Genomic DNA, 24,873 nt, shown 5'->3' on the forward strand with positions numbered 1-24,873 from the left:
TCCTCCGCGACTTCAATCTCACCGCGGAGGTTGAGTTCCTGCTCGCAAGGCTCGTCAGCTTCGCAGCGATTTCAGCGGCAGCGAAATCCGGACGCTGAGACCTTCGGGTCGCCAGTCGCGCTCGATCTCCCCGCCGATCCGCTCGATCGTGATTTCGACCAGCTTCGTGCCGAAACCCGTGGTCTCGGGAGCATCGACCCCGCAAGCGCCGCTCTCGGTCCACTCGATCAGGACCCGGTCCGCTTCCGCCGCCCAGGTGACGGTCACGCTGCCCCCTTCGTGGCTCAAGGCACCCGGTTACGCGAAGATCACCCGCGACCTCAACGAGCGTCGGCGCTCCGCCGAAACCTTGGCCGAGAGCGAGGAGCGCTTCCGCCTGCTCGTCGAGGGTATCGCCGATGAGGCGATCTACATGCTCGATCCCAAGGGCCATATCTCGAGCTGAACAAGCGCCCGTGCGCAGCGCTTCAAAGGCTATGCCGCCGAGGAAGTTCTTGGTCAGCACTTCAGCCGGTTCTACACCCCGGAGGACCGCCAAGCCGATCTGCCATCCAAAGTCCTTGCAACCGCGGAACGAGAAGGTTGGTTCAAAAGCGAGGGCTGGCGAGTCCGCAAGGACGGCAGCCAGTTCTGGGCGCACGTCGTGGTCGACCCGATTCGGGATCCGACCGGCAAGTTGATCGGTTTCGGCAAGATCACCCGCGACCTGTCGGAGCGTAAAGAGGCCGAGGAGAAACTGTGGCATACTCAGAAGCTGTTCCGGCTCCTTGTCCAGGGCGTCACCGACTACGCGATCTATCTGCTGGATACCCAAGGCAACATCGTCAGTTGGAACGCCGGCGCGGAGCGCATCAAGGGGTATCAGGCTCACGAGATTGTCGGTCAGCATTTCTCCCGTTTCTACGCGCAAGAGGACGCCGCCGCAGGTGCGCCCATGGAGGCGCTCGCCACCGCGTTGCGCGAAGGCAAATTCGAGCGCGAGGGGCCGCGCCGGCGCAAGGACGGGTCGTCGTTCTGGGCCCACGTCGTGATCGACCCGGTATACGACGCCGATGCAGGAGGCTTGCCATTCCGCGCACCGTCTCGACGACATCGACCGCTACGATCTCGAGATCCTGCTTGCGGGCGAAGGCCAGCAGGCGCTGCGCGTCGGGGCCCTCGCGGATCCGAATACGCAAGACTTGTCGGCCGGCGACTATGTCCGGATTTTCGTGACGGACACCAGTAGTGGCATGGACAGCAAGACCCTCGCCCGGGCCGTCGAGCCGTTCTACACCACCAAGGGGGGCGGACGCGGAACGGGCCTGGACTGCCGATGGTGCATAGCGTCGCGGCGCAGTCCGGCGGCCGCCTTACCTTGAAGAGCGTCAAGGGCAAGGGTACGACCGCCGAAATCTGGTTACCTCGCGACACCAGTGGACAGGTATCGCGACCTCACGGGGGAATGGATCGGCAAGCCGAGGTCAGCCCGACGGCGAAAGCGTTGATCGTGCGTGTCGTAGATGACGACCCGCTGGTTCTGCATAAACGACGGTGGCTTTGGAAGACGCTGGTCGCGAACCGGATCGAATCTTCGTCAGGCCAGGCCGCGCTCGATATGCTCGAGGCCAGGCCCGCGGTGGACATCGTGGTTACCGACTACCTCATGCCCGGCATGAACGGCCTGCAGTTTGCGGAGAGAGTGCGCGCAGCGGCCGGACCAGCCCGATCCTGATCGCCTCGGCCTACGGGGACCTGAGTTCCTCGGACCTGAAATTGCCGGAACTGCAGAAGCCGTTCACGCTGCACGAACTGCTTCAGGTGATCTCCGCGACCCTGAATGATGCGGACAGGGACGGCTCGAACGTGCACGTGTTGCGACGTCGGCCTTAAGCGCACAGATCCCGTATCTTGCGGCCCAACGTTGGCCAGCACGATGACCCAATCTTCCCGGATCAGGCCGTATACGGTCCAGAGGCCGAGCCCGAGCGTCAGCGCCCTCAGCATGCCGAGCGAAAGATCGTCCGTGGAATTGCGCGGCCAGGCTTTCCGGACCTGCGGAATGTAGGAGAGCGAGGCAAGGAAAGCGGCAATGCTGCCGACGTAGGTGGAGAGAGATCCGGACATGGTCCGTCAACGAGGGGCGAGTAGCGGCCGTTCCTCGGCGCGAACGCTTGGCACCTGGAGAACTGCCGCGCGTTATAGGATTCCCTATTGAACATCAGAGGATCGATGTCCCTTCTCACCGTGAAACCGACCAAGTTCGACGAGAGGATCGCGCGGACGGTGGCGCGCAAGACTAACCGTCGTGCGGAAACGGTCGCCCGCGGGTTGACCTGGGGCGCCGACGAGAAAATCCTTATGGCCTTGGCGGCAGCGGGTTGGGCCCTGTCCCGAACGCAAGGAGAGCCGCTGCGCCGCGCCGGCAATCATGCCCTGCTTGTGGCCGCCACGGCCTCCATGTTTCCGCACTTGTTGAAGACGGTCTTCGACCAGACGCGTCCGGACCGGAAGACGGTGTTGGGGCATGTTCACGGGATCTCCTTCTCCGGCAAGCGCGAAGACGCCTTTCCGTCGGGACACGCCCTGCACATGGGAGCGCTGGCATCGGCCGCGGGGCCGCTGCCGGCGGGGCCCCGCTGGGCGATACGCGCGCTGGCGGTGGGCCTTTGTCTGACGCGCATCGTCGTGTTGGCGCACTGGGCGAGCGACGTCGTCGCCGGCTTCGCCCTTGGTGCGGCGCTCGAACGAATGCTTCGCCTCTGGACCGGCTATCCCATCGAGGAGACAGATGATGCCGCTACTTGAGCACTTGAAGGAATACGCCGAACGCGCCACCGGTCTTCGTCGTCCGGGTAAGCGTTGGGCTTCAGAACTGCCTCGTCCGCGGAAGCCACAGGTGGTCCGCTTTAGGGATGACGGCCTTGTGCCCAACCACCCGCGCTGGCCCCTGATGCTCTACCGAAGCGCCGTCAGCCTCGACGAGCAGCACGATCCTGCGGCGGTGGTCGAAGATCTGTTCGAAGCCAACGGAAGGGGGGATAGCTGGCGCGACGGCATCTACGACTATGTTCACTACCATTCGAGGATCCACGAGGTCCTCGGGATCGCGCGCGGCAAGGGGCGCGTCCGCTTCGGCGGCAACAAGGGACGGATCTTCACGTTAAAGGCCAGTGACATCCTCGTCCTGCCCGCCGGGACCGGCCATCAATGCCTATGGGCGGACAAGGACTTCCTGGTCGTCGGCGCCTATCCTCGACAGGCACCTACGACGAGTGCACGACCGTCGAGGACCGTCCTCGCGCGCTGAAGACCATTCCGAAGGTACCGCTCCCGCGCAAGGCTCCAGCCTACGGCGCCGCAGGGCCGCTCAAGAGGCTTTGGAAGAAGCCGAAATGAGCGAGTACGTCATCCGTTTCCTGGTCGGCGGTGCCGTCGTGTCGGCGTTCTCGATGCTGGGCGACGTGCTGAAGCCGAAGAGCTTCGCCGGCCTCTTCGGGGCGGCGCCTTCGGTCGCGCTCGCGACGCTGGGCATCGCGATCCATCAACACGGCGCCGTCTACGCCGGGGCCCAAAGCCTTTCCATGATGGTCAGCGCGAACGCGCTGGTCGTCTACAGCATCCTGGTCTGCCAGCTCCTCATGCGCGCCGGGATGCGGGCGTTGCCGGCTACGATCGTCTCGATCGTCGTCTGGTTGGGCGCAGCCTTCGGCCTATGGGCGATCGCGGGAGGGCAAGCGTGAGGCTCCCGATCAAGGTCTCGCTCTCGTCGCTGCAGGAAGGGCGGTGGTACGAATACTTGGTGCGTTTCGGCCTGGGCGGCGCCGCCACCGTGTTCACGGGATTGATCAGTAGTCGCTACGGAGCCTCGATCGGAGGTCTCTTTCTCGCGCTCCCGGCTATCTTCTGCGCCAGCGCGACCTTGATAGAGAAGCACGAACTCCGTCGCAAACGGAAGGCTGGTCTCGAGGGGAGGCGGCGAGGGCGGGAGGCTGCCGCGCTCGATGCCGCCGGTGCCGCGCTGGGCGCTCTCGGTATGCTCGCCTTCGCCGCTGTGTTCTGGCTCCTCGTCGAGCGGAGCGTTGCAGGCGCGTTCATCGGCGCTTCGCTGGCTTGGCTGACTGTGGCTGTCGCCGCCTGGTTCGTGCGCCGGCAGGTCCGCCTTACCCGATTGGCTCAACGAGACAGCGGCCCCGCGATGTCGCGGGGCCGCTGAAACCGCCTTGAAACTCGATTAGGCCGCGCTCGAAGCCTTGGCGTTGACGCCCTTGCGCAGCGCCACCGTGTTGAGCTTGGTATTGGCCGCCTTCTCTTCGTTCAGATTGGTAGTGAGGAAGCGCACGATATCATCGTGGCCAAGCTCCTCGGCCCAGGCGATCAGCGTCCCGTAGCGGCAAATTTCGTAGTGCTCGACGGCCTGCGCGTTCGCAACGATAGCGGCGTCGAGCACGGCCTTGTCCTCGATCTCGCCGGCGGTCTCGTCGGCCTCCTTGATGATGCCGTCGATGGCGGGGCACTTGGTTCCGCTCGGCTCTTTGCTGAGCTTCGCGAACGCCTTCTCGAGCCGCTCGACCTGCTTGTTGGTCTCTTCCAGATGGTTCTTCAGGCCGGTGACGAGATCGCGATTGGTGGCCTTGTCGATCATTTTCGGCAGCGCTTTAAGGATCTGCTGCTCGGCGTAGTAGATGTCCTGCAGACCGTGAATCAGCAGGTCTACCATGGTTTTGATGTCCTTGGTGAAGATACCCATAATTCGATCTCTCCTCTCGCAATGATGGCAATGCAACGCTCCTCGGTCCTTGGCGGTTCCTTTGTGAACATGGGAGAAAACCGATGAGCGATTAGTCCGAGACCTTCGCCGCGCTGCTCGGGCGGGCGGCCCTGGACGTGTGGGGCGACATACCGCGCGACATCCAGGAAGCACTGTTCGAGACGGCGTTGAAGGGCCGGGAGGACGACCACAAAGAGCTTGCCCGTCTCCTGCACGACCGCCATCCGCGCACGCTACACCCGGTCAAGCCGAGCTAGGAACTGCTCACCGCAACCGGTGTTGACGGCGCTGCGGTTGCGTTTTTGAGGGGCGTCATGGCTCAAGGACCTAATCGCGAAAGCCGAGAACGAAGGTTTCAAGCTCGCGCCGTTCGTCGGCGCGCTTGGCCATAATGCCTTCGAGGCCCGTGCGCTCCGCCTCGGCGAAGAATTTCTTTCCGCTGCCTTTGCGATGCTTGCTGAATACGATCAACTTGTAACGCGAAAGGACGGCCTTGAGCCGCTTCTTGCGTTCAAGTAGCGGCAGCTTCCGTCGTCCTCGGCGTCCGCGAACATCAGGTCGAACGCGCAGTAAAGGAGCGTGGCCCCGTCACGCAGCGCGTTCTGTAGCAACTCGAAATGCGAGACGCCGTCCTTGCCGATTTGCCGAAGCGCCGATTGCTAACGAACAGCTCTTTTCTCCGGGGCGTCCCGACGCTGCGCCGTCTCTGTGCTTCGGTCGAGCTGCACACGCTCGCTGCGGCGCAACCTTCCGGCCTTCATGACGTCATAGAGAAATGTGCCACCCAGGATGAAGGCGCCGATAAACATCATCCAGAGAGCCGTCACCGAGGTATCGCCGAGTAGCATTCCGACGCCACTGTTTCCCATTTTCGCTCTCGCTGTTTGTCTCAAGAGCCAAGCCCGGAGCGGAGGTTCCCAGAGTTCTGCACGGCAAGCCTTCCTCTCGAAATCCTACCTCCTCTTGGAGCGTGGGATAGGGAACGTATTAATCAGAGGCTGCGGTCGTTGGGAATCGCGCGATGAGTATCTTTCGTGCTCTTGCTCTGGCCATTCTTTTTCCCGGCCGCTTTCGCGGAGGACGCTGGCGGAGCAAAAGTGAATTCGGCCGGGCAACGCCCGGTGTGACTTCAAGATCCGGCGCGGCGGGCTGCGTACGCGTGCCTAGGAACAGAACCGATGCGTCAGAGTTCGACTGTTGAATCCTTATCATGGAGCTGCAAGATGACCCGCGGAATGCCGTCTATGACTGCGCTTTTGGGACTGCTCGCCATTGCCGGATATCAGAATAGAGACAAGCTGGCGGAGTTGCTAAAGGGCCCGGGAGCGGGGTCGCTAGAACCCCCTAGTTCTCAACAGCCGCTTGGCGGGCTGCTCAGCAATCTTACGGGCATGCTCAGCGGGGCCGGCGTCGGCGGATTGCTTCAAGGAGGGATCAGCGAGCTGCTGGAGAAATTCAATCAAAATGGTCGCGGTGATGTAGCTCAGTCCTGGATCGGCACAGGGCCCAATAAGGACATTTCGCCTCCGCAACTGAACGAAGCAATCGGCCCAGACGTGTTGGAAAAGCTCGAACTGGAGACCGGGCTTTCTCGAGAGGAGATTCTCGCAAGGCTATCCCGGGAGCTCCCCTCAGCAGTCGACAAGTATACGCCGGAGGGACGCTTGCCCGGCCTATAGTTTCAACTGCCCCCGGTCGCTCTTGAAAGGGATGGAGGATGAGCTCTTTGGAGCATCGTTATTGGCTTCATCCCCGGGGGACCACGTGGTCCGCGCCGACTGCTCCATTAGCCCGATTGGGGAGACCTCACTTTGGCGGTGGCTGCCTCGGCGGCATCAATGCCGGCCTGCCTCACCTTATCCAGGGCTTCGGCACCTTTGTCGCCGACTTCTGCGATCACTGTATCTGAGGCTTCGCGCCAGGCCTGCGATACCGCGCCGGCGCGACGATTAACGTCGGCCTTCACATCGTCGGCAACTTTGCCGATATATTCGTTCTCGATTTCGGAAGCGCGAAACGTGCCTGCGACTGCTGCACCGATCGCCAAGCCCACAATCCCAAGCACCAAGGGTCGTCTTTCAAGCAACTCAGTTAGTGACGATTGCGTACTGGTGAGCGCTTCTTTACCTGGAAGCGCAGTGCCAAGTTTGTCTTGGAAGAAGGTGACTCCCTCGTCGAACCGATCCTGAACGTTGTCGACAGCTTCTGAGACTGCATCGGAAGGGGCAGCGGTGGCGCCTCGCAAAGTTTCACCGATGCCCAGCGATCCCTCGTCGCCCATCTCAGGTGCCGTGGGTGGCGCCGTAGTCTGCTTAACAGCCGACGCTGCCGACCTGAGAGGACTCGTCCCAGCATCGGCCACGGGCGAAACTGCATCCACAACAGAGCGGGTCGCGGTCTTCAGCTTCTGGTCGCCAGCCAATAGCCAAAGCGCTCCACCTCCGATTAGCGCAGCGGCAAGAGGGTTTTCCCGGGCCGCCGTCACCAAATTGTCAATAAAACTGCTCTTCGTGTTGCTCATCGCACCATTCCTTTCATGGTGTCCTTATCCTTTTCAAGCTGCCCGATCGTTTCTCGAGGTGCCAGATTGCGCACATCAAGCCGGTTGATGCCGACTGCAAAGAGCAAGGCCGCAATTACCGCCGCTATGAACGCCGATGTTAGATACGACACCGGTTGCGACCATCCTGCCGAGATCAACGCCGCGGATAGGGCAAACAGTGCCATGACGATCGCCGGAATCACCAGAACGGCACCACCTGCAATCAAACCTAGCGCGCCACCAAGTTTCTGAAGCTTGTCGCCAACTTCGGCCTTGGCCAGGTCCATTTCGTTCTGGATGAGCTTGGCAAACTGCGACATGGTATCGCCCAGCAGCGTCGAGATGGCCCGAAACTCGCCCTGGCTGGTTTTGATATCGTGCTCGATGCTCATGGTACGGTGTTGCCCTGTGAGGATGACGTCTGTTGCGAACTCGAACCGGGCCGCGCGGAACCTTGAGGCCAAGTTTCGTCTCTCGCCGAGAACGGGGCGTCACGGGACTTATGAGCGTCTTCCGACGACGATTTGTTCATTGTGCCACTCCGCTTTGATGATGACGATTGCTCGCCGGATGCTTTTAGGAAGCGGACCGCTGCGAAGCCTGCCAGCACTGATATTCCGAGAAAGGCCGCGGGCTGACGCTTGGCGAAATCAGTTGCGCCTTCTACGAGATCCCGGAAGCTGCCATCGCGGATCTTCTGGGCGGCTTCTTCGACATAGTCCGCAGCAGAACCGATGCCGCGTGCAGCGAACGGTACGTCGCTCTCGAATGCTCGGCTGGCTTCACGCATGTTGCCTGCGAGGCGCTCAACGAAATCCGCGCCCGACCGCTGCTGCTCGCGGGCCTGGCTCTGGATTTGGTCCACAGTCCCTTCCGTCACCCCTTTGGCCGCATCCGCCGCTTCACTGAACTTGTCCCGCGCGAGATCGGCCGTTGCCTGAAAGGCATCGCCAGCGCGCTGCTTCATCTCTGCGCCGGCTTCACCGATCTGTTCCTTCAGATCCTTCGAGGGTCCCTTGTCTCGGTTCGGCGCGAACTGCGTAATATTGTTCGGGTCCACATCGTTCATGATGGTTTCCTTCAGGTGTTGGTGTTTTGGGAGGGGCTAAAGGCGGCTTTGACGACGTCGTCCGCAGCCTCTTTCAGAATGCCCGCCACATCCTGCGTCATACGACTAGCGTGGGTGCCGAGATCGGCCTCGGCGACCTTCTGCGCCGCCGCGTCGGCTGCCGACGTGGTCGTCTCTTTCGCTGCCTCAAATCCGGATTGGGCCGCAGCGGCCGCAGCCTGCTTCACGCCATCGCTGGCCCGACCCATCACGTTGCCTTCAACCTTGGTCTCGGGAAGAGCCGCAGCGATGATGGCACCGATCGCGATGCCCAGGCCTCCGATCAGAGCAGCATTGTCGCCGATGGTCTGACGGGCCTGGTCAGGCGCGTTCGTCGCCGCATCCTTGGCTGCGTCGATGCCACTCTTGAGCTTTTCACCTGCAAAACTGGCAGCCTGTGTTGCGCCTGTTCGCAGGTCATCCGCAAGGCTGGCGGCCCGATCTTGTGCGTCTCCAGCCATGCCAGCGGCTCGGCTTCGAGCAGAGGATAGCTTTTCCGTCGCGTCGCCCTGCATGGCACGGGCACCCTCCGCCAACTCCTCGAGCATTTCCCCCGCTCTATCCATTACCGGACCGGACGCGTCCGCAGCGCGATCACGTACTGTCTTCGAGGTCAGGGCAAGTCCGGCGCCGATCATCAGAAGTGGCAACGGGACACCTCGCGCCAATCGCAGCAGCGGAATTCCTACTGCAGCGCCCGCGGCCACTGCGCGCATGGGATTGTCCATGATCTGCTGTTTGAGCCCTTCAATCCAGCTCTGGGTCTTGTGGCTGACGTATTCGGAGACTTCGGATTTAATGTGCTGCGGCGAGACCTTGTGGCGGATGTCCTCGGCGGTGTCCGATATCTGCTCCCTTAATCGCCCTACGGTAGCCGCCAGCTCTGCGCGGTTGCGCTCAGACTGACGCCTCAACTCCTCCACTGATCGCGCCATCGCTTCTCACCCTCTTGCTTTATTTCTTGTATCTAAGGACGAACACACGCTTTGTTGAATCGTTCCTAGCTGAACGAGGATGACGTGCCACCGGCCAAACTCCCCGCTGGGCGCAAGACTTTGGTACGTGAAGAAAACAGCCTCGAGCAGCGGTGGTGTGCCGAGAAGGAGAGCTCGGAGAATGTCGCGTCGATAGGATCTTCGCAGGACTCGCGCTTGCGCGGGCGGCACAAGCGATCCGATACGATCCGCGTCACTGCCTGCCTCGTTGGCTATGGTTGCTCAAATCGAGACATTCTGCCGCGGCTTGCGGAATGCGTTCGAACAATAGCCAGGGGCCTTGTGGTTGTTACCGGGCATATTCCCTGTACCGCGAGCGGCGCGGGCGCTGGACTTGATTTCGAGTTCAAGGAACGACGTCCTCGCCGGAAGGTCGCGATGGAGACTGGGCCTTTCGCCGGAGAGCCGTGTTCAAATGTCGATTGTTCGCGAAATGCTTCCCCAAGAATAGTTGGCCAGTGTTGTCTGGGCCGGCACAGAGCGCTCAAGGGGGCAACGCGAGTGGGGATCGCCTCGAAGGTCCGCTAAGGCCAGCGATGGTGCTCTTCTTGGTGCGCATGCTCGTTGAGTCTGCGAGTTGTCGGCGAGCTCCTCTGTCTCGGCAGTTGCGACCTCCACGGGGAAGTCGTCTGCTGTAAGTGAGGTAGGCACCTCGACGCGTTTGGTGCTGCTTCAGCTTAGGAACGAAGGTTACAGCGGTCGGTTGCAAGCAAACTTATAGGAGAAAATGACCATGAAGATCGGCAAGATGGCGCTCGCAGCTGCACTTTTGTTCGGATCGATCGCTGCCGCCTCCGCGCAGGGTGGCGCTGGTGGCGGGGCCGGTGGTGCTGGCGGAGCAGGGGCCGGCGCGGGCGCTGGCTCGGGCGGAGCCGGCGGCGCAGGTGCGGGATCAGGGGGCGCCGGAGGCGCGGGTGCGGGATCTGGAGGCGGCGGCAATCCTCCAGCCGCGACCAGCGGTCAAGGGGCATCGAGCAGCCCGGGTTCGGCTAACCCCGGGGTGACTATGAATGACCCGAAGATGAAAGGGAAATAGAAGCGAAAAGAAATGGCCCGCTGACATGATCGAGCGGGCCGCTTTCATGAAGCAGTCGCGGAGCGATTGAGGCTGCGTTAGACCGGCCGGGAGGAGACCGGTGCCAAGAACGTTGGTGTCCAAGTCCGATCTCGAACTGATCGCTCTTCAGGAGATCCGGCACGTTCCCGGCGGGGAGCTCGTTATCTCCGTCGAGATTGAACACGGCGACGCGGAACCCGATGGCCTGAATTGGCGACTGCTCGTGATTGCTAAAGACGGTGCGGACCTCGATCGCCTCCAAAACGCCGCTACAACCACGAGCCATCGGCTGAAGCGTCGATACCAACTTGTCAACCAGGGCGGCAGCTCGGCGGGTGGCTGAAGCTAGAGACTGGCACCCAACACCAACAAAACGGCACCGATTGCCGCAAGGAGAATACCCGGCCAGTTCGCTCTGACCCCCAGGAATCCCACGCCGCGCCGCGTCGGCTCCAGTGTATCGCCGGCGGGCCGACTAAGCGATCCCCGCCAAATTGTAGCGCGTGCCATGTACAAAATTCCGCCGAGAACAAGCAGGGCGCCAAATCCTATCAGGACCATTCTCACCTCCTCGATTCATGGTTTTTGCCCTCATCGAGGGCGAAGCCGGCGATGGTGAGGGTCTCGCGCTGGGCGCAGGTTTTCTTGACCCAATTTATTGCTGCGGCCGACCTGGTACACGCTGTCACGCTCTTTGGAGACGACGCCTTCGAGCCCGACCTTGCAAACATGGGCAAACATCGCGCCCCCGTCGATCTTAAGACTCTCGCTAAACTGGACGTCGGTGCCGGCGAGCGCGCGCCTGCACCGAGGTGCAGCGGCAGGGCTTGGCGTTCGGCAGCTTCATCGAGACGGCGGAGTCGCGGATATTGATCCGCTACGTCCGCGCCTGGTTGCGCGACACTTTCGCCATCTTCACTAGCGCCCGCATCCAGGATCTGATCGAGCAGAGTAGGGCGTAGCGTGACAGGGAGCGACTGGCACATGCCGGGAAGCGAAGGAAAAGTTAAAGATACGCCACCGGGCTCAAATACATGTCCCGGCGGCGGTATTCATTTCCAGCCCCGAGATGGGAACTAACAAAACCTCGGATACAGGTCCTACGCATGAAACTTGGGAAGGTTTCAGGCCCCCTGGTGCACGTCGCCGGGCCTAACCGCTCCCGGGCTAAACGTGCGGCGTAACTCGCGTGCTCTGACTTCTCGAACGTACGGGACTATCTCCGCAACTATGCGTAGGCGCGCTCTCTGGGGACGCCTAGCGCGACCTTGCCCTTGATGAACTCTTCGAGGCCGACCAAAAGTTTACGCTCATCTTCCATCATCTGCTGAAGGGCGTGCGTTTCCTGCCTGAGTGGGTCGTCGTCAGACATCAGTGCTTCACTCTAGTGGGAGCTGTAAATACTCCGCCGGGCAAAGGCCCGCTGGTTCACTGGCGGGCCTACCACCAATAAGCAACCCCTGCCGGTTTACGACAGGGGCTGCCGCGGATGGATGGCCTGAGGCTAGCGCCGGGGCGTCTAGGTGTCACGCCAAGGACCCGCTGAAAGTCAACGCCGCTCGGCGCCTCGTAGCTAGCAGATTTGTTAAGCAGCGCGCACAAATAAGCGGCTTCTTAGGTCGCGTCGGGTTCGATCACGTGTACCAGGGCGGAATACACGTTTTGGTTTTACCAATTGTTCTGCAGTACGCATTGCGACCACCAGTCACGCTAGCGGTTCGCCAGCAACGGAAAGGGGCAATTGAACCGCCGGGCCCGATTGGGCAGGAGGCGCGCGCGATCGGCGGCGGCAGATGACGCATCGTCGACGTTTAAGGCGCTAGAATAACGAAGGCCGCAGCGTTTTTCTCGCTGCGGCCCGCGCCGTGTCACAAAATGCCGGTTAAAAAGATCTAAGCGAAGTATGGACCCAGCCCCGGGTGAGATGATCTTACTGAAGCGTTTTCAGCCTGCAATATGATCTATTTCACAAATGGGCTGCTTGCTTAACCTCGAACGAGGGAAGGCCCGCCTGGGGCTGGCTGAGCAGGCGGGCCTTCAACCCCAAGCACAAGGCCGCGTATGTCCCAACGGCCATCCCGAAACCGAGACTGCTCGTGTTTGCTTAACGAGCAGCTAAGAACTGGGCTGACATCACTAGGCTGCGGCCAGTAGCACCCGTAAAAATCCAAGTACGAGCTTGGTGCAAAGACCCCTCGTTCTAGCCGTGGCATCCGCGACGGCGCTCCCGCCCCGGTGCAGCCTATGCCGCAGCTCGCCGAGAGGGCCTTGCGCCGACGTCAACGCCTGGGACCACGCCGAGAGGCGCGGCAGCGTGCTCGCGCGAACGCCTCGTAGGATATCACTTAATGAGGCGCTCGCTCGACGACAAATTGGCGATGATCGTCGGATCCGCTTGGCAGACGGCCGGACGGATTCAGCGTGTCTGCGGCGGTGAAGCTCACGAGACAGCGCGCTGGAAAGACTTTGGAGAGCGGGACGTCTTGAACGGGAAACTCAGAAATAGGAATCGGTGCGAAGCGCTAAGGCGGAGGCGGTAGTCTGCGACGTATTAGAGATATCGCCGGAAATAGCGCTCGCTGTAAGCCTTAAGCGAAAGCACTTCGGGGCCCGCACGTCAGCGCAGTCAGTCAGACCTGCTTCGCTCTTCAGGACGAAAAATCCACTCTCGCCAAACCGTCAATAGTACGGCCATGATGACTGGTCCTAAAAACAAACCGAGTAGGCCGAACGCAGCCAGCCCCCCGAAAATTCCGACGAACGCAAAGAGGAAAGGGAGCCGAGCCGCGCCCCCGACCAGAGTTGGCCACACAAAGTGATCCCCTGCAAGCATGACGGTCGCGCCCCAGAAAAAGACGCCTGCGGCCGCGATCCCGCTGCCACCGCCGGACAAAAGCGTCGCGGCGGCGGCCGTGAACACTGCCCAAGCACCGAATGGGAGCATCGCAAAAGCTGTGGTTATGATGGTAAACATCACGGCATTTGGTACGCCTGCAGCAAGGTATCCGACACCGATCAACAAGCCTTCGCCGATAGCGACGATCACGGTACCGTTCACCGTCCCTCGGATCGAATCCACGATCTTCTGCACCACGCCCTCGCCGGGGTGCCCCAGGATGCGATCGCACGTCTCGATGGTACGGTTAGCGACCGAGCGGCCGTTGCTGAGCAGCACGAACAAGGCAAACAGAGAGAAGAAGAGCATGAACAGGCGACGCATCAGCTGACCGCCGAAAGTGTTGAATAGACCAGACGCATCATCCGCATTGATGGTCTTGAGCCAAGCAGTCGCGGCTTTCGGATCCGACAGATTATCGCGCCACCATTGCTGCACGATTTCTGCTACGACCGGCAGGCGAGCGATCCAGTCGGGCACTTCGATTCCGCTCTCCCTGGCCTTCTTCAGCCAGTTCGCGATGTCACCGCTTTGCTCGGCCACCTGGTAGATGGCAAGCGCCATGGGCGTAAACAAGATGAGCGCGGCGATCGCTGTAAAGGCGACGGCTGCCAGCCTTGTTGGGCCCGAGGTGAGCCGTGCAGCGAACTTGATGTAGAGAGGCCACAAGGTGACGGCGAGAATGGTCGCCCAGATCAAAGGTGGCAGGAATCCCCCCGCTGTCCACAGGGAGAGCGCTACCACCGCTACGGCAAAGACCACCCGGGCGTTCATGCGCGCGCCCGAACCAAGTGGGAGCGGCTTTTGCTGCACCGGGTTGCGAGATGCGTCGCGATCCGAAGCTTTCGATGTGCCGGGCTTTGCTATCCGTTTGCTAACCGTGTTCGGGCGACCCACTTGCTACCTCGCTTGGCGGTCCGGCGCTCGTCGATCCTACCGGGGTCGCTAATCTTGCCGTGAAGTAGGCACCGCTCGTCAGAAAACATCCGAGGCTTGATCAAGGTTCCATCCAATGTACGGGGCCTCTGATCGCTCTTACGGCAGTAAAAGACCATTGTTCACGCAACAGGCGGGCGCGCCTTAACAAGGCGGGGCTGCCTACGTGGGCTGCCCCGTATGCCGGCATCTAGGTAAGCCGATTTACTTTTTACATTCGGTTTCTGTCGAGTTCCTGCGCCATGCCAAGGTGATGCTGCAGAGTGGGCAAGGGTTTGTTCGCCCCATCCTTGTTTCGGATCGTAACGTTGACCGTCCGCGAGCAATGAGCGGCGTAATCGCTTGTCGTCGCTCCCACGGCTAACCAGTTGCGGACCTCAAGGGAACATGGGTTGAACCCCGCAGTTGCTCCCCGGCCAATGGAGAAGGAAAGATGTCCAAGAAATCGCTCGCTGAAATCGCGAAGGAAATGGCCGGCATCGACATCGCCATTCTTTCGACCCACACAGAAAACGGTGAGATCGCCGATCGACCCATGAGTAACAACGGCGACGTGGCTTACGACGGCACGTCTTATTACTTCACTTACGAAAAGACGCGGACAGTTTCTGACATCCAACGGAATCCTAATGTCGCGCTCGGATTCTCATCCGAGACCGGTCTATTCGCCGAACGGATCTAAGTGGCCGTCGAAGGGACTGCCGAACTGATCCGCGACAAGGCCGTCTTTCATCAGCACTGGACAAGTGAGCTCGACAAATGGTTCGAAAATGGCGTGGATACTCCAGGCATTGTCCTGATCAAGGTCAAAGCCAACCGCGCGACCTATTGGAAAGGTCGCGAAGAAGGTGAGGTTGGACTCTGACTGAAGATTCAACCGGGGCGAAACCCTAGTGGGGCCAGCTCTTTCGATGATTTTTCCGCAACCGCAAGACCGGCGCTATCACGATTGTACAGTCACCCAATCTCATTCTGTGGATTGTGATCGTGGCCGGCCTTTTGCTCTGGGTATGGCCATCAGCACGCAAAGCAAACTTGGCCCTGACGATCGCGGCCAACGGTGGCCTCGTTCTCTGGACGGTGGATGAAATCGTCCGTGGCGTCAATCCTTGGCGGCGCTCTCTCGGTGCAGTCGTTCTTCTCTACGAATTCACGACCCTTTTTAAACGACGGTAAAGATTCCGCACGCGGGAGCGGGAGCCCAGATGTCGCCGCGGACTTGCATTGTAACGGCGCCAGCAGGGCTCGCGAGGCTGTAGCGGTAGGCAATCGAGGGTCGTTCGCAGATGGCACCACCGACGCGGATCGAATTGACCCCCGAGGAGCTCCGAGAACGCAGACGTCTGCGACGCGAAAAGCAGCGCGAGGACAATATCAAGCGTGCCGCAAAGATGCATGCTGCTCGCCTCAAGACAAAAACTGACCGTCCAAAGGATCCGCCGCGACACAGACAGTTTGTCCACGTCGGATGCTCCGGCTGGCGTTATTGGAAATGGCGGGACTCATTCTATGCAGACGTGCCGCAAACCGAGTGGTTTAATCATTACTTAACGCGTTTCGACACTGTCGAAATCAATGCATCCTTTTACTCGTGGCCGACAGTCGCCGGTGTCCAATCCTGGCGGCGGCAGCCCGGGAGGAAGAAGTTCATCTACACCGTCAAAGTCTCCGAACTCATCACCCACGTGAAACGATTCAAAGCGACAAAGACGCTCATCCGGGATTTTGGAATGATCGCCGACATTCTGGGTGACCGGATGGGCTGCTTTCTGTTTCAAATGCCGCCGAGCTATCGTTACACCAAGACCTGTCTTAATGACATAGTCTGCCAGCTGGATCCCGAGCGTCGCAACGTCGTGGAGTTTCGGCACGCGAGTTGGTGGAATGAAGAGGTCTATGAGGCTTTTCGTATCGCGGGGATTATCTTCTGCTCCTGCAGCGCGCCACGCTTGCCGGACGAACTCGTTCGGACGAGCGATGAACTCTACATCCGCCTGCACGGCCCAAAGCGATGGTATCGTCACGATTATTCCAAGAGCGAGCTGGAGATCTGGGCCAAAAGGATCAAGGCGAGCGGTGCGAAGCGGGCCTGGGTCTATTTCAACAATGACAACGACGCGCACGCTCCCAAGAACGCGACGACCTTCAGGCGCATGCTGGCCGTTGTACTCAAGGTCTGAGACGTAGAATTGGAACTCTGCCTGACATGGGAACGTTCTCACGTGTTTGGAGAACATCATGACCAGCAAATCGCTCTGGATGGATATTGACGTCGCACCTGATGCGCGCGTGCTCGATGGCGCGCAGGAGTGCGACGTCGCCGTGATTGGCTCCGGGATCGCCGGGATATCAACGGCGTATGAGCTTTGCCAGCGCGGTAAGTCCGTCATTGTCATCGACCGCGGCCGAATTTGCGGTGGCATGACGTCGAGGACGTCGGCTCACCTTGCTCCTTTGTGCGATGATCTCGTCAGCGAAATGACGAAGATCAGGGGGCACGAGGCGACAAAGCTCTTTTGCGACAGCCAGGCGGCTGCCATCGACCGCATCGAGGAAATCCAGAAGATAGAGAAGATCGACTGCGACTTTCGCAGGCTTGACGGCTATCTCATTCAGGGGCGGGACATGCCGTCCGATATCATCGACCAGGAAATGGATGCGGTCCGCGAGGTCGGAGCTCCCGTCCACCGGCTGATGGGCGTATCCCTCAAAGGGTGCGAGGGCCGCCACGTTCTGCGCTATCCCCGGCAAGCGACTTTTCATCCCCTCAAATACCTGGCCGGGGTGGCAAAGGCCTGCAGTAAGAATGGCGTGACCTTTTTCCGAGACAGTCCGGTCGACGAAGTGACTGAAGACAATGGTGTCGTGACGGTTAAAGCCGCGCGCGGCGCCATTCGCGCCAAACATGCCGTTGTCGCAACCAACTCTTCGATCTCCGACCGCTTTGCCATCCACACGAAGACGGCTCCCTATCGGACCTATGTTATCACCTTCGAGATCAATCGCGGTGCGATACCTGACGCGCTCTACTGGGACACTGAAGATCCTTACCATTATGTCCGCCTGCAGCCCGGTCCCGCCAATACCGACTATGTGCTGGTGGGAGGCGAAGATCACAAAAGCGGAGAGGCAGACGACGCTGATGAGCGTTTTGACAGACTGGAAGCCTGGGCCCGCAGCCTGGTTTCCGGCCTCGGCAAAGAGACGCATCGCTGGTCCGGGCAGGTGCTCGATACAATCGATTATGCCGGCTTCATCGGACGGGATTCCGGCGGCAAGAATATCTACGTCGCGATGGGCGATTCCGGGCAAGGCCTGACGCACGGTGTCGCCGGCGCGATGCTGAATACGAGCCTCGTTTTTGGTGAGGATCACCCCTGGAAAGACATCTACGAGCCGGGCCGGGTTCCTCTTAAGGCCGCGAAGAACTTTGTGACTGAGAACATTACCGCACTTAAAAGCTTTGCTGAGTATGCGGCGCCTGGCGAGATTAACTCACTGGACGATCTCAAGCTTGGCAAAGGCGCGGTCGTGCGGCGTGGACTGAAAAAACTTGCAGCCTTTAAAGACGAGGCAGGTGCGCTGCACCTGAGGTCGGCGAGTTGCACGCATGTGGGTTGTCACCTGCATTGGAACAGCTTTGAGACGTGTTGGGACTGCCCCTGTCATGGATCGATGTTCGATGTCGACGGACAGCCAATCAACGCTCCTGCCATCGGGCCTCTTGCTCGTGTGGAAGACTGAGCGGCGTGAAAAAGCGCCGCATCGCAATCAAGGCCATGGAGGCCCGTTCGGTCGACGCCATTCCGATCGGCGAGCTATGGCTGTACGAACCGAAGTGGGATGGCTTCCGTTGCCTTCTGGTGCGGGAGGGCGAGCAAGTCGACCTCCATTCGAAGTCCGGGCAGAACCTCAACCGGTACTTTCCCGAAGTCATGGCCGGCGCGCTTGCGGTCCGCGAAAAAAGCTTTGTCCTCGATGGCGAGATCGTCGTTCCGACCGGCGGTCAACTCTCATTCGATGATTTGTTGCAGCGCATTCACCCTGCTGCAAGCCGCGTGAAGAAACTGGCGGCAGAGAGCCCGGCCTTGTTCCTCGCGTTCGACCTCTTGTTGAAAGGCGGAAGCGATCTGGCGGGTGAGCCTCTCGCCAAGCGGCGGCCACTTCTGGAGAATTTCGCCGCTCGTTTCTTCTCGAAGACAAACCTGTTTCGCCTTTCGCCGGCCAGCTCGAAGCTGAGGGATGCCCAACGTTGGCTCGCGTCGGCGGGCGGTGGAAGCGATGGCGTCATCGCGAAGCGCCTCGACCTTCCATACCAGGCCGGCAATCGAGAGGGTATGCAAAAGATCAAGCGTTATCGTAGTGCGGACTGTGTCATCGGCGGCTTTCGCTACGGCGAAAACCGTCTAGCGGGCCGGCAGGTCGTCGGGTCGATTCTTCTCGGGCTCTACGATGATGACGGGTTGCTGCACCACGTTGGATTCTCGTCGGGGATCAAAGCAAAGGACAGGCCGGCTTTGACCGACAAGCTCGAAGCCGTCAAGCAAGCTCAGAGCTTTACAGGAAATGCCCCTGGCGGTCCCAGTCGCTGGTCGACGAAGCGATCGCCAGAATGGCAGCCGGTCAAGCCGAAATATGTGGTCGAAGTGTCCTACGATCATTTCACCGGCGGTCGCTTTCGTCACGGGACTTCGATCATCAGGTGGCGACCGGACAAAAAGCCTTCTCAATGCACGTTCGAACAGGTTAGGCAAAGAGCCGATCGCACCCTCCTATCAAGGCTCGGGATTGGTGGACGTTTGTCTCGGTAAAGAGGTTGCGCACCGTTACTCCGGAATGAGCGGGCGCTATCGTTGGCATAATGCGCTCGCGAGCAGCCCGCGATCCGGCTTGTTGACGTTGTCGCCGGACATGTTTGGATTGCGAGCACTACGGCGGTCCTCCCCTTGGCGCAGTTCATCAGGGCGATCTCGCCTTGTCCTGGCTCTTATCGGTGATGAGAACGCCATTAGCGCTCCCGCCTTCCGCGGTGACCGAGACAGTCACGCCCATGCTCAAGAAGCCATCGCTTGGGCCAAAGAAGCTTCCTGATACGGGCATGCACTGGCTGATATCGCGGGCAACTGCGACGGGGATCAGATTTCGACCACCGACGCTGCGATTCGTCGGGTCGAAGGTGACCCAGCCCGCGCCTGGTAGGAACACCTCGGCCCAAGCATGGGTCGAGCCAGCATCGCCCGAACCGAGGAGCTGATGGCTCGGGTCGTGGAGGTAGCCGGAGACGAGCCGCGCGCCGAAGCCGAGCTTTCGCGCGGATTCGGCGAACAAGACTGCAAAGTCGCGGCACGATCCCCACCCGCGGTCGAGTGACTCCTGGGGAGATTGCGTGCCCTCGATTTCACGGCTTTGGTACCGAACGTGCTGGGCGACTCCGGCGTTCAGGTCTTTGAGCAGTGAAAGCGTATCGGTTGGGTTGCTACGTATAAACCCTCTCGCCCAGTTTTGTAGTTGCCCGCCCGGATCAGGGTATTGGGCAATAGTTAATGCGCCGAGGTCGGTCCATTCTTCGTCGGAGTAGCGGAACGGGTATGAAATGGCCGAGGCAGCGATATCGAATACCGGCCAATCGACTGCATCGAGAAGAATATCGGCTTCGCTGCCAATAACGAGCGTCGGGGCTGTGTCTGCAAAGTTGATCAGGGCGACAGTGTTGCCAAACACATCCTGGGCCCACTTGGTCACAGCGTCCGGCGTGATCGTCAAGATGTGTGACATCAGCCGCAATTCGCGGCTTTCGCGAGGGCGTAGCATTAGGCGGTGTGGAGAGAGATGTACTGCCTCTCTAAAACGATAGGTGGTCGTATGGCGGATTCGTATCGCCGTCATCTCGGCCTCCGTTTGTCAGGCCCATGGATTCTACAGCGGCCTCGCGACCTGAGATCCCGTATCTTGCAGCAGAAAACGATGGCCGCGAGCGTGGCGCTAATCACGTTCGCGCCGACGATCATCCAATCGAATAACACCGTAGACGATCCAAAACCCGAGACCGAGGGTCAGCGCCCAGAGCATGAAGAGCGAGAGATCCTCCGTGGACCCGCGTGGCCACGCCTCATACGGCCAACTAGACCAACTCGGCGTTAGGCGCGGCCTTTGTAGGCTGCGTGCTACTCACCGGGTCAGAAGCCGGAAAGCTGTCTTTCAAGCCTCTCTCAAGTTCATCGTCTTGCTTCTTATCACTGCGCATTTCCTGCTTGGGATCGGCGGCGTGTTTGTCAGTCGGCGCCGGATTGACCTTTTCACTCATGTGATTGTCTTTCTAAATCGAAACGCAACGCTGCATTGAGAGCCGGGAAGGGCCGTCCGGAGGGCGGCGCTTCCCGATCCTTACAGGGTGGTTCAGGCTGCTTCCGCGTTGACTGCCGTCTCAGCAAGCTTTGTCAGCGCATCGTCGGTCTTCTTCTCTTCGGCCAACGTCTGATCCAACAACTTGACCGCATCCTTCATACCAAGCTTCGTGGCCCAGCTCTTAAGCGTCCCGTACCTGGATATCTCATAGTGCTCGACCGCCTGAGCGGCAGCCAAGAGCCCGGCATCAAGTGCCGGCTCACCCTTGTACTCGTCCATGATCTCGGTGCCCTCATCGAGAATGCCTTCGATCGCGTCACACTTCTTTCCGCGCGCCGGCTTTTCGAGAAGCTCGAAGATCTGTTCGAGGCGACCGATTTGACCTTCGGTCTCATCGTGATGTTTTTCAAATGCCGCCCGAAGTTGATCGGAATTGGCGGCCTTCGCCATCTTCGCCAAAGCCTTATAGATCTGTTTTTCGGCGTAGTAGATATCCTTGAGGGTATCGAGGAAAAGCGCATTTAGATCTTTGTCGGCCATCGGAACGCTCCATAAGTAAAAGGATTGATGCACGGCAACATGAGGTTGAGGCGATTGTTCCTAGCCAAAAGCAGCCCGGCCGAGTCTGGCTGCAGCGAGCCGCTCTACGTCGCAAGAATGAAAAGCCAACGATACCATTGGGTTCAAAATTCTGGCCACTTGCGCCGGAAGAGACCAGCGATGTCAAAGGCTTTTCCCGAAAGCCGCGTTGCACCACCTGGCCGTATCACTGCGATCACGCGATGACGACGCCGATGTTGAATTCATTGACGCGGAGTACTGGATGAAAGGCTGCAGTTCGCTCGGAAAGCTGCGTCTCGCGGGTCTCTGCAGCTTCGGTAACGGCAGAAAGAGGGACTTGGCATTGATGGACGTGAAAGATGCTGTCAAGCTGGCGGCCCCCCGGTATGTGACGAGAAGATGCCGAAGACAATTCGGAGCCGGTTGTCGAAGGCGCTACACACCTCTCGCCCATGCTCGGCAAACGGCGGGGCAATTCGGAGAGAACTAGGATCAGGCGGACGACGAATTCTTGAGGTTGCGCGCCTTCTCACGCAAATCGTCGATGCGATCATGTGCGCCCTGACGTGTGAGAAGCTCGCCCGACTTGTCCAGGATATCGGCCTCACGGCAGAGCTTCGTGATCTCGCCGCGCTGTTCGTCAGTCATGGGTCGTGATGGGCATTCAAGGTCATGCTGTATTATGTCCCCGTGGCCTTCCCGTGGAGGCGATTCCAGGATTGAAAGGCCAGTATAACGAGCCTGACCTTGACTGAGCTCTGACGCTCAGGATCGGGAAACTGAAGCAAGCCACCAGTCGCCGATCGCTCGCGTCAGATCGATCCAGAGGCTCGAGGGGAGATCAGGCACGGCGATGCGGACGCCGTAACGGTCGGTCGTCAGGTCGTGAAACCATTCGGTCGCGGCAAAATCAAAGCCGAAACTCCCAGCGTGACGGATTGGAAAGCCGACTTCGCTTAGCTCCTCGCTCATGGCTGCGGCCGCCTGCCGGGCTGCCGCTTCGTCGAGAGGTTCGCGAGATCCCAACGTGACGTATAGTCCGTGAACGGGCTGCAACTGCGACGGCACGCCTCGCAGCCTCAAGGCGAAATGCCGGGAGGAGAAACGACCGTTACGAAGGATCGAGGCCATACGCCTCCTCGTCAGGCGACGGTAAGCGGATGTGCCTACGAATGGCGGAAAGTGCGCGGGTAAGGCTGCGTTGCCTAGGAGCCTTATGGCGTTGCGCGTTTCCGCCATAAGCTCTTCGAGGCATGAGGAAGGAATCCGCTGTGTCGCGAAATCGCTGCGGATCAACGTAATGGAACCTAGCCGCCCGTACTCCGCACCCAACGAATCCAACTTATTGTGACTCCGGACCAGGATCAGCGGAACGCCCCGGCGCCTCGACCACCTGATTACCTGCTCAATACGTCCCGAACTTCCGGTGAAACATGTTGTGTCGAAGATGATGAGGTCGAAATGCAGCTTTCCGCAATTGACGACGTCGCCGAAATCGCGAGACGCGATGCATGAATCCAGCAACAGGACTCTGCGAGAGGTACTGTCCGTCGAGAAACTCTGGATCGACCCGATTACCAGGTGCAGTTGCTGCGCATAGCCGTCGATCAGTTCTAATGTTTCCCCGTAAGAGCCTGGCAGCGCAACGACCTCGCCACCTTTCATCGACTTGGAGAGTGCGAGGAGTAGCGAAGCAATCGCCCCCATTCCCGAAGCCGTGTAGATCGTTTGTCGAGCGTGCCGCTCATCGAGCGCATAGAATGACGGTCCTTCTACGGCCAGGTCAGCGCGTTGATAGTCGTATTGAAACTTAAAGGGCCCGCTGGATGGACGCGCGCTGCCCGCCCATGCGGTCTCGGTGGCGTTCCACTCCTGCGTCTCATGCGCGGCTCTGAGAGCTGCGGTCAGCTGAAATTTACGACGAATGACTTCGGCGACCGAATCAGGACGATCCAGTGATAGCGGTGCAGCCAGGCAGCTGTTCAGAAGCTTCAGTTCTTCCAGCTTGCGATCGAAATACGCGTCTGTGCTCTCCATCCTAATCCTGCTCGGATAGCCGACAGTCGTCAGGCTCCGAAAGGCTTCATCACAACTTTGATGCAACCGTCCTTCTTGTCCCGGAAGGTCTTGTAGAGTTCCGGCCCCTCCTCGAGTGTTGCCCGATGGGTGATGACGAAGGATGGATCGATTTCGCCTTTCTGGATGCGCTCCATAAGCTTCGGCATGTAATGCTGGACGGGGGTCTGGGCCATCCGGAAGGTGAGGCCGCGATTGATGGCGCTGCCCATAGGAATCTTGTCCAGATACCCGCCATAGACGCCGACGATCGAAACCGTGCCGAAATTTCGGCAGCACTCGATCGCCTGTCGAAGAACGTGCGGCCTGTCCGTTCCCATGAAGGTCGCGACCTTGATCCGGTCGATCACAGAGCCAATGCTGGCAGTGGTTTCAGGCTCGGTGCCGACGGCGTCGATGCAGGCATCCGCGCCGCGCCCGCCGGTCAACTCCTGGATGCGATCGTAGATGTCGTCGTTCTGGAAATCCAGTGTGATTGCACCCGATTGTCTGGCGAGTGCCAACCGTTCAGGAACGGTATCGATCGCCAGCACGCGCTCCGCCCCCAACAAAAAGGCGCTCTTGATAGCGAACTGCCCGACAGGACCGCATCCCCAGACAGCCACTGTTTCGCCGCCCTTTATGTTGCAGAACTCGGCGGCCATGTAGCCGGTCGGAAAGATGTCCGACAGGAACAGCACCTGTTCATCGGTGAGACCTTCCGGGACCTTGTAAGGACCGACATCGGCGTAGGGCACGCGCAGGTACTCCGCCTGACCGCCGGCAAAACCACCGAGCATATGCGAATAACCGAACAAACCGGCCGGAGAATGCCCCCACATCTTCTCGGCCATCTTGGCGTTGGGGTTGGACCGCTCGCATCCGGAGTAGAAGCCGTTCTTGCAGAAGAAGCATTCACCGCAGGAGATCGTGAAGGGCACCACGACGCGGTCGCCGACGTTGAGCTTGGTATTGTCTTTGCCGACGTCGACGACCTCGCCCATCGTCTCGTGGCCCACCACGTCGCCTTTTTCCATGCTCGGCATGACGCCGTCGAGCAGATGCAGGTCCGAACCGCAGATCGCGCAGGCAGTCACCTTGATGATGGCGTCACGTCCATGCTCGATCTTGGGATCCGGCACGGTCTCGCACCGGATGTCGCCTTTGCCGTGCCAAGTGAGAGCTTTCATGTAGGGAACTCCAAGCGAATGATGACGGCTAAGCTTAATTGCGTCTCGAAGTTCCTATCGCGTTAGGAACGGCGGCTGCCTAGCGCGATTAAGGAGGCGACCTGGGAGACAAACGGAGAGCCGAGATGGTCAGGCAATTTGCAATCGTGCCCGGCGCATCTACAGGGATCGGTTACGAGTTTGCGCGCATATGCGCGCGCGAAGGGTTTGACCTTCTAGTTGCCGCAGACGAAGTGGAGATCGAAAAGGCGGCCGCCGACCTGCGACGTGAGCCTGGCGCGGAGGTCGTCGAAGCCCTCCACCTCGACCTCGCCACGCAGGAAGGCATCTCCACGCGGCCATCAGGGGCCGTCCGATCGACGTGCTCACGGCGAATCTTCGACGCGTTGTACACCGCCTGAAAGCTGCCGGGCGTAGAGCCGGCAATCGAGGCCTCTC

28 protein-coding genes and 5 pseudogenes are annotated in these 24,873 nt (G+C 60.0%); 15 read left to right on the top strand and 18 right to left on the bottom strand.

Going from position 1 to position 24,873, the window contains the following annotated elements; genetic code table 11:
• Window positions 1-54 precede the first annotated feature (54 nt).
• Window positions 55-267, bottom strand: coding sequence for a hypothetical protein (locus AB7245_RS12830; RefSeq protein WP_439034276.1), 213 nt, complete (start codon window positions 265-267; stop codon window positions 55-57).
• Between the two features lie 40 nt (window positions 268-307).
• On the opposite strand from AB7245_RS12830, the pseudogene AB7245_RS12835 reads away from it, so the two are divergent.
• Together AB7245_RS12835 and AB7245_RS12840 are read left to right on the top strand one after the other, a co-directional pair.
• Window positions 308-1,018, top strand: a pseudogene (locus AB7245_RS12835) (PAS domain-containing protein); the annotation flags it as partial.
• A 297-nt stretch (window positions 1,019-1,315) separates the two neighbouring features.
• Window positions 1,316-1,714, top strand: a complete 399-nt coding sequence (locus tag AB7245_RS12840) for a response regulator (protein WP_439034277.1) — start codon at window positions 1,316-1,318, stop codon at window positions 1,712-1,714.
• On the opposite strand, the gene AB7245_RS12845 is transcribed toward AB7245_RS12840, so the two are convergent.
• Complete coding sequence (locus AB7245_RS12845) at window positions 1,639-2,106, bottom strand: SemiSWEET family sugar transporter (RefSeq protein ID WP_439034278.1); 468 nt, start codon at window positions 2,104-2,106, stop codon at window positions 1,639-1,641. The genes AB7245_RS12840 and AB7245_RS12845 overlap by 76 nt on opposite strands.
• 105 nt (window positions 2,107-2,211) lie before the next feature.
• Between AB7245_RS12845 and AB7245_RS12850 the strand changes: the two genes are divergently transcribed.
• From AB7245_RS12850 to AB7245_RS12865, 4 genes and pseudogenes are all read left to right on the top strand, one after another.
• Complete coding sequence (locus AB7245_RS12850; RefSeq protein WP_439034279.1) at window positions 2,212-2,787, top strand: phosphatase PAP2 family protein; 576 nt, start codon at window positions 2,212-2,214, stop codon at window positions 2,785-2,787.
• Window positions 2,774-3,378 (top strand): annotated as a pseudogene (locus AB7245_RS12855) (cupin). The gene AB7245_RS12850 and the pseudogene AB7245_RS12855 overlap by 14 nt, the downstream one beginning before the upstream one ends.
• Window positions 3,375-3,722 carry a DUF3147 family protein gene (locus AB7245_RS12860; protein ID WP_439034280.1) on the top strand — a complete coding sequence of 116 codons (348 nt, stop codon included), beginning with the start codon at window positions 3,375-3,377 and terminating at the stop codon, window positions 3,720-3,722. The pseudogene AB7245_RS12855 and the gene AB7245_RS12860 overlap by 4 nt, the downstream one beginning before the upstream one ends.
• Window positions 3,719-4,195, top strand: coding sequence for a DUF3147 family protein (locus AB7245_RS12865; RefSeq protein WP_439034281.1), 477 nt, complete (start codon window positions 3,719-3,721; stop codon window positions 4,193-4,195). Before AB7245_RS12860 ends, AB7245_RS12865 begins: the two co-directional genes overlap by 4 nt.
• Window positions 4,196-4,213: 18 nt before the next feature.
• On the opposite strand, the gene AB7245_RS12870 is transcribed toward AB7245_RS12865, so the two are convergent.
• The gene (locus tag AB7245_RS12870) at window positions 4,214-4,729 is read right to left on the bottom strand and encodes a YciE/YciF ferroxidase family protein (RefSeq protein ID WP_439034282.1); all 516 of its coding nucleotides are present in this window, start codon (window positions 4,727-4,729) and stop codon (window positions 4,214-4,216) included.
• A gap of 137 nt (window positions 4,730-4,866) precedes the next feature.
• Here AB7245_RS12870 and AB7245_RS12875 point away from each other — a divergent pair, with 137 nt between their 5' ends.
• Entirely contained in the window at window positions 4,867-5,007 is a 141-nt protein-coding gene (locus AB7245_RS12875; RefSeq protein WP_439034283.1) for a hypothetical protein, read from the top strand.
• A gap of 115 nt (window positions 5,008-5,122) precedes the next feature.
• Here AB7245_RS12875 and AB7245_RS12880 read toward each other — a convergent pair.
• Together AB7245_RS12880 and AB7245_RS12885 are read right to left on the bottom strand one after the other, a co-directional pair.
• Window positions 5,123-5,391, bottom strand: a pseudogene (locus AB7245_RS12880) (ATP-dependent DNA ligase); the annotation flags it as partial.
• Between the two features lie 18 nt (window positions 5,392-5,409).
• On the bottom strand, window positions 5,410-5,619 hold the full coding sequence (locus AB7245_RS12885; protein ID WP_439034284.1) for a hypothetical protein: 210 nt from the start codon (window positions 5,617-5,619) through the stop codon (window positions 5,410-5,412).
• 354 nt (window positions 5,620-5,973) lie between these two features.
• On the opposite strand from AB7245_RS12885, the gene AB7245_RS12890 reads away from it, so the two are divergent.
• Entirely contained in the window at window positions 5,974-6,429 is a 456-nt protein-coding gene (locus tag AB7245_RS12890) for a YidB family protein (protein ID WP_439034285.1), read from the top strand.
• Window positions 6,430-6,536: 107 nt separating this feature from the next.
• On the opposite strand, the gene AB7245_RS12895 is transcribed toward AB7245_RS12890, so the two are convergent.
• From AB7245_RS12895 to AB7245_RS12910, 4 genes are read right to left on the bottom strand one after another with little or no spacing between them, the layout of a single operon-like run.
• Complete coding sequence (locus AB7245_RS12895) at window positions 6,537-7,271, bottom strand: hypothetical protein (RefSeq protein WP_439034286.1); 735 nt, start codon at window positions 7,269-7,271, stop codon at window positions 6,537-6,539.
• Window positions 7,268-7,684, bottom strand: a complete 417-nt coding sequence (locus AB7245_RS12900) for a phage holin family protein (protein ID WP_439034287.1) — start codon at window positions 7,682-7,684, stop codon at window positions 7,268-7,270. Before AB7245_RS12900 ends, AB7245_RS12895 begins: the two co-directional genes overlap by 4 nt.
• Complete coding sequence (locus AB7245_RS12905; RefSeq protein WP_439034288.1) at window positions 7,681-8,361, bottom strand: hypothetical protein; 681 nt, start codon at window positions 8,359-8,361, stop codon at window positions 7,681-7,683. The genes AB7245_RS12900 and AB7245_RS12905 overlap by 4 nt, the downstream gene beginning before the upstream one ends.
• A gap of 11 nt (window positions 8,362-8,372) precedes the next feature.
• Window positions 8,373-9,335 carry a DUF3618 domain-containing protein gene (locus AB7245_RS12910; RefSeq protein ID WP_439034289.1) on the bottom strand — a complete coding sequence of 321 codons (963 nt, stop codon included), beginning with the start codon at window positions 9,333-9,335 and terminating at the stop codon, window positions 8,373-8,375.
• Window positions 9,336-10,546: 1,211 nt separating this feature from the next.
• Here AB7245_RS12910 and AB7245_RS12915 point away from each other — a divergent pair.
• On the top strand, window positions 10,547-10,795 hold the full coding sequence (locus AB7245_RS12915; RefSeq protein WP_439034290.1) for a hypothetical protein: 249 nt from the start codon (window positions 10,547-10,549) through the stop codon (window positions 10,793-10,795).
• A 241-nt stretch (window positions 10,796-11,036) separates the two neighbouring features.
• Here AB7245_RS12915 and AB7245_RS12920 read toward each other — a convergent pair.
• The 3 genes and pseudogenes from AB7245_RS12920 to AB7245_RS12930 form a co-directional block, all read right to left on the bottom strand.
• Window positions 11,037-11,247: pseudogene (locus AB7245_RS12920) on the bottom strand (DNA ligase); the annotation flags it as partial.
• Window positions 11,248-11,680: 433 nt separating this feature from the next.
• Window positions 11,681-11,824 (bottom strand): hypothetical protein, encoded by a 144-nt coding sequence (locus tag AB7245_RS12925; RefSeq protein ID WP_439034291.1) that lies wholly within the window; start codon window positions 11,822-11,824, stop codon window positions 11,681-11,683.
• A 1,254-nt stretch (window positions 11,825-13,078) separates the two neighbouring features.
• On the bottom strand, window positions 13,079-14,245 hold the full coding sequence (locus AB7245_RS12930; RefSeq protein ID WP_439034292.1) for an AI-2E family transporter: 1,167 nt from the start codon (window positions 14,243-14,245) through the stop codon (window positions 13,079-13,081).
• 472 nt (window positions 14,246-14,717) lie between these two features.
• Between AB7245_RS12930 and AB7245_RS12935 the strand changes: the two are divergent.
• The 4 genes and pseudogenes from AB7245_RS12935 (at window position 14,718) to AB7245_RS12950 (ending at window position 19,095) form a co-directional block, all read left to right on the top strand.
• Window positions 14,718-15,149: pseudogene (locus AB7245_RS12935) on the top strand (pyridoxamine 5'-phosphate oxidase family protein).
• A gap of 421 nt (window positions 15,150-15,570) precedes the next feature.
• Entirely contained in the window at window positions 15,571-16,464 is an 894-nt protein-coding gene (locus AB7245_RS12940; RefSeq protein ID WP_439034293.1) for a DUF72 domain-containing protein, read from the top strand.
• 58 nt (window positions 16,465-16,522) lie between these two features.
• Window positions 16,523-18,028 (top strand): FAD-dependent oxidoreductase, encoded by a 1,506-nt coding sequence (locus AB7245_RS12945; RefSeq protein ID WP_354134860.1) that lies wholly within the window; start codon window positions 16,523-16,525, stop codon window positions 18,026-18,028.
• 35 nt (window positions 18,029-18,063) lie between these two features.
• Window positions 18,064-19,095 carry an ATP-dependent DNA ligase gene (locus AB7245_RS12950; protein WP_354134864.1) on the top strand — a complete coding sequence of 344 codons (1,032 nt, stop codon included), beginning with the start codon at window positions 18,064-18,066 and terminating at the stop codon, window positions 19,093-19,095.
• A 148-nt stretch (window positions 19,096-19,243) separates the two neighbouring features.
• Here the strand turns inward: AB7245_RS12950 and AB7245_RS12955 are convergent, their stop codons facing one another.
• The 3 genes from AB7245_RS12955 to AB7245_RS12965 all read right to left on the bottom strand — a co-directional run bounded on the left by AB7245_RS12955 (window position 19,244) and on the right by AB7245_RS12965 (window position 21,169).
• Entirely contained in the window at window positions 19,244-20,170 is a 927-nt protein-coding gene (locus AB7245_RS12955; protein WP_354134859.1) for a transglutaminase family protein, read from the bottom strand.
• Window positions 20,171-20,405: 235 nt separating this feature from the next.
• Window positions 20,406-20,588, bottom strand: coding sequence for a hypothetical protein (locus AB7245_RS12960; protein ID WP_354134858.1), 183 nt, complete (start codon window positions 20,586-20,588; stop codon window positions 20,406-20,408).
• A gap of 92 nt (window positions 20,589-20,680) precedes the next feature.
• Entirely contained in the window at window positions 20,681-21,169 is a 489-nt protein-coding gene (locus tag AB7245_RS12965) for a YciE/YciF ferroxidase family protein (RefSeq protein WP_439034294.1), read from the bottom strand.
• Window positions 21,170-21,377: 208 nt separating this feature from the next.
• Here AB7245_RS12965 and AB7245_RS12970 point away from each other — a divergent pair, with 208 nt between their 5' ends.
• Window positions 21,378-21,680, top strand: coding sequence for a DUF2252 family protein (locus tag AB7245_RS12970; RefSeq protein WP_439034295.1), 303 nt, complete (start codon window positions 21,378-21,380; stop codon window positions 21,678-21,680).
• 2 nt (window positions 21,681-21,682) lie between these two features.
• Here the strand turns inward: AB7245_RS12970 and AB7245_RS12975 are convergent, their stop codons facing one another.
• The 3 genes from AB7245_RS12975 to AB7245_RS12985 form a co-directional block, all read right to left on the bottom strand.
• A complete protein-coding gene (locus tag AB7245_RS12975; protein WP_439034296.1) occupies window positions 21,683-21,838 on the bottom strand; it encodes a hypothetical protein in 156 nt (51 codons plus the stop codon).
• Between the two features lie 117 nt (window positions 21,839-21,955).
• Window positions 21,956-23,227, bottom strand: a complete 1,272-nt coding sequence (locus tag AB7245_RS12980; RefSeq protein WP_439034297.1) for a hypothetical protein — start codon at window positions 23,225-23,227, stop codon at window positions 21,956-21,958.
• Between the two features lie 29 nt (window positions 23,228-23,256).
• Window positions 23,257-24,435: a zinc-dependent alcohol dehydrogenase gene (locus tag AB7245_RS12985; RefSeq protein ID WP_439034298.1), complete on the bottom strand. Its 1,179-nt coding sequence runs from the start codon at window positions 24,433-24,435 to the stop codon at window positions 23,257-23,259.
• A gap of 125 nt (window positions 24,436-24,560) precedes the next feature.
• On the opposite strand from AB7245_RS12985, the gene AB7245_RS12990 reads away from it, so the two are divergent.
• Window positions 24,561-24,836 carry an SDR family NAD(P)-dependent oxidoreductase gene (locus AB7245_RS12990; RefSeq protein WP_439034299.1) on the top strand — a complete coding sequence of 92 codons (276 nt, stop codon included), beginning with the start codon at window positions 24,561-24,563 and terminating at the stop codon, window positions 24,834-24,836.
• Window positions 24,837-24,873 lie beyond the last annotated feature (37 nt).

It is taken from the genome of Bradyrhizobium sp. 604_D8_N2_3, from assembly GCF_051810765.1.
GTDB classification, from domain to species: domain Bacteria; phylum Pseudomonadota; class Alphaproteobacteria; order Rhizobiales; family Xanthobacteraceae; genus Bradyrhizobium; species Bradyrhizobium barranii.

Excerpts from the sequence above, each read along its gene's own strand:
- AB7245_RS12840 (WP_439034277.1), top strand. The coding sequence starts at position 1,316 with ATGGTGCATAGCGTCGCGGCGCAGTCCGGCGGCCGCCTTACCTTGAAG.
- AB7245_RS12845 (WP_439034278.1), bottom strand. The coding sequence starts at position 2,106 with ATGTCCGGATCTCTCTCCACCTACGTCGGCAGCATTGCCGCTTTCCTT.
- AB7245_RS12850 (WP_439034279.1), top strand. The coding sequence starts at position 2,212 with ATGTCCCTTCTCACCGTGAAACCGACCAAGTTCGACGAGAGGATCGCG.
- AB7245_RS12860 (WP_439034280.1), top strand. The coding sequence starts at position 3,375 with ATGAGCGAGTACGTCATCCGTTTCCTGGTCGGCGGTGCCGTCGTGTCG.
- AB7245_RS12870 (WP_439034282.1), bottom strand. The coding sequence starts at position 4,729 with ATGGGTATCTTCACCAAGGACATCAAAACCATGGTAGACCTGCTGATT.
- AB7245_RS12885 (WP_439034284.1), bottom strand. The coding sequence starts at position 5,619 with ATGGGAAACAGTGGCGTCGGAATGCTACTCGGCGATACCTCGGTGACG.
- AB7245_RS12890 (WP_439034285.1), top strand. The coding sequence starts at position 5,974 with ATGACCCGCGGAATGCCGTCTATGACTGCGCTTTTGGGACTGCTCGCC.
- AB7245_RS12895 (WP_439034286.1), bottom strand. The coding sequence starts at position 7,271 with ATGAGCAACACGAAGAGCAGTTTTATTGACAATTTGGTGACGGCGGCC.
- AB7245_RS12900 (WP_439034287.1), bottom strand. The coding sequence starts at position 7,684 with ATGAGCATCGAGCACGATATCAAAACCAGCCAGGGCGAGTTTCGGGCC.
- AB7245_RS12905 (WP_439034288.1), bottom strand. The coding sequence starts at position 8,361 with ATGAACGATGTGGACCCGAACAATATTACGCAGTTCGCGCCGAACCGA.
- AB7245_RS12910 (WP_439034289.1), bottom strand. The coding sequence starts at position 9,335 with ATGGCGCGATCAGTGGAGGAGTTGAGGCGTCAGTCTGAGCGCAACCGC.
- AB7245_RS12925 (WP_439034291.1), bottom strand. The coding sequence starts at position 11,824 with ATGTCTGACGACGACCCACTCAGGCAGGAAACGCACGCCCTTCAGCAG.
- AB7245_RS12940 (WP_439034293.1), top strand. The coding sequence starts at position 15,571 with ATGGCACCACCGACGCGGATCGAATTGACCCCCGAGGAGCTCCGAGAA.
- AB7245_RS12945 (WP_354134860.1), top strand. The coding sequence starts at position 16,523 with ATGACCAGCAAATCGCTCTGGATGGATATTGACGTCGCACCTGATGCG.
- AB7245_RS12950 (WP_354134864.1), top strand. The coding sequence starts at position 18,064 with ATGGAGGCCCGTTCGGTCGACGCCATTCCGATCGGCGAGCTATGGCTG.
- AB7245_RS12955 (WP_354134859.1), bottom strand. The coding sequence starts at position 20,170 with ATGACGGCGATACGAATCCGCCATACGACCACCTATCGTTTTAGAGAG.
- AB7245_RS12960 (WP_354134858.1), bottom strand. The coding sequence starts at position 20,588 with ATGAGTGAAAAGGTCAATCCGGCGCCGACTGACAAACACGCCGCCGAT.
- AB7245_RS12965 (WP_439034294.1), bottom strand. The coding sequence starts at position 21,169 with ATGGCCGACAAAGATCTAAATGCGCTTTTCCTCGATACCCTCAAGGAT.
- AB7245_RS12975 (WP_439034296.1), bottom strand. The coding sequence starts at position 21,838 with ATGACTGACGAACAGCGCGGCGAGATCACGAAGCTCTGCCGTGAGGCC.
- AB7245_RS12980 (WP_439034297.1), bottom strand. The coding sequence starts at position 23,227 with ATGGAGAGCACAGACGCGTATTTCGATCGCAAGCTGGAAGAACTGAAG.
- AB7245_RS12985 (WP_439034298.1), bottom strand. The coding sequence starts at position 24,435 with ATGAAAGCTCTCACTTGGCACGGCAAAGGCGACATCCGGTGCGAGACC.
- AB7245_RS12990 (WP_439034299.1), top strand. The coding sequence starts at position 24,561 with ATGGTCAGGCAATTTGCAATCGTGCCCGGCGCATCTACAGGGATCGGT.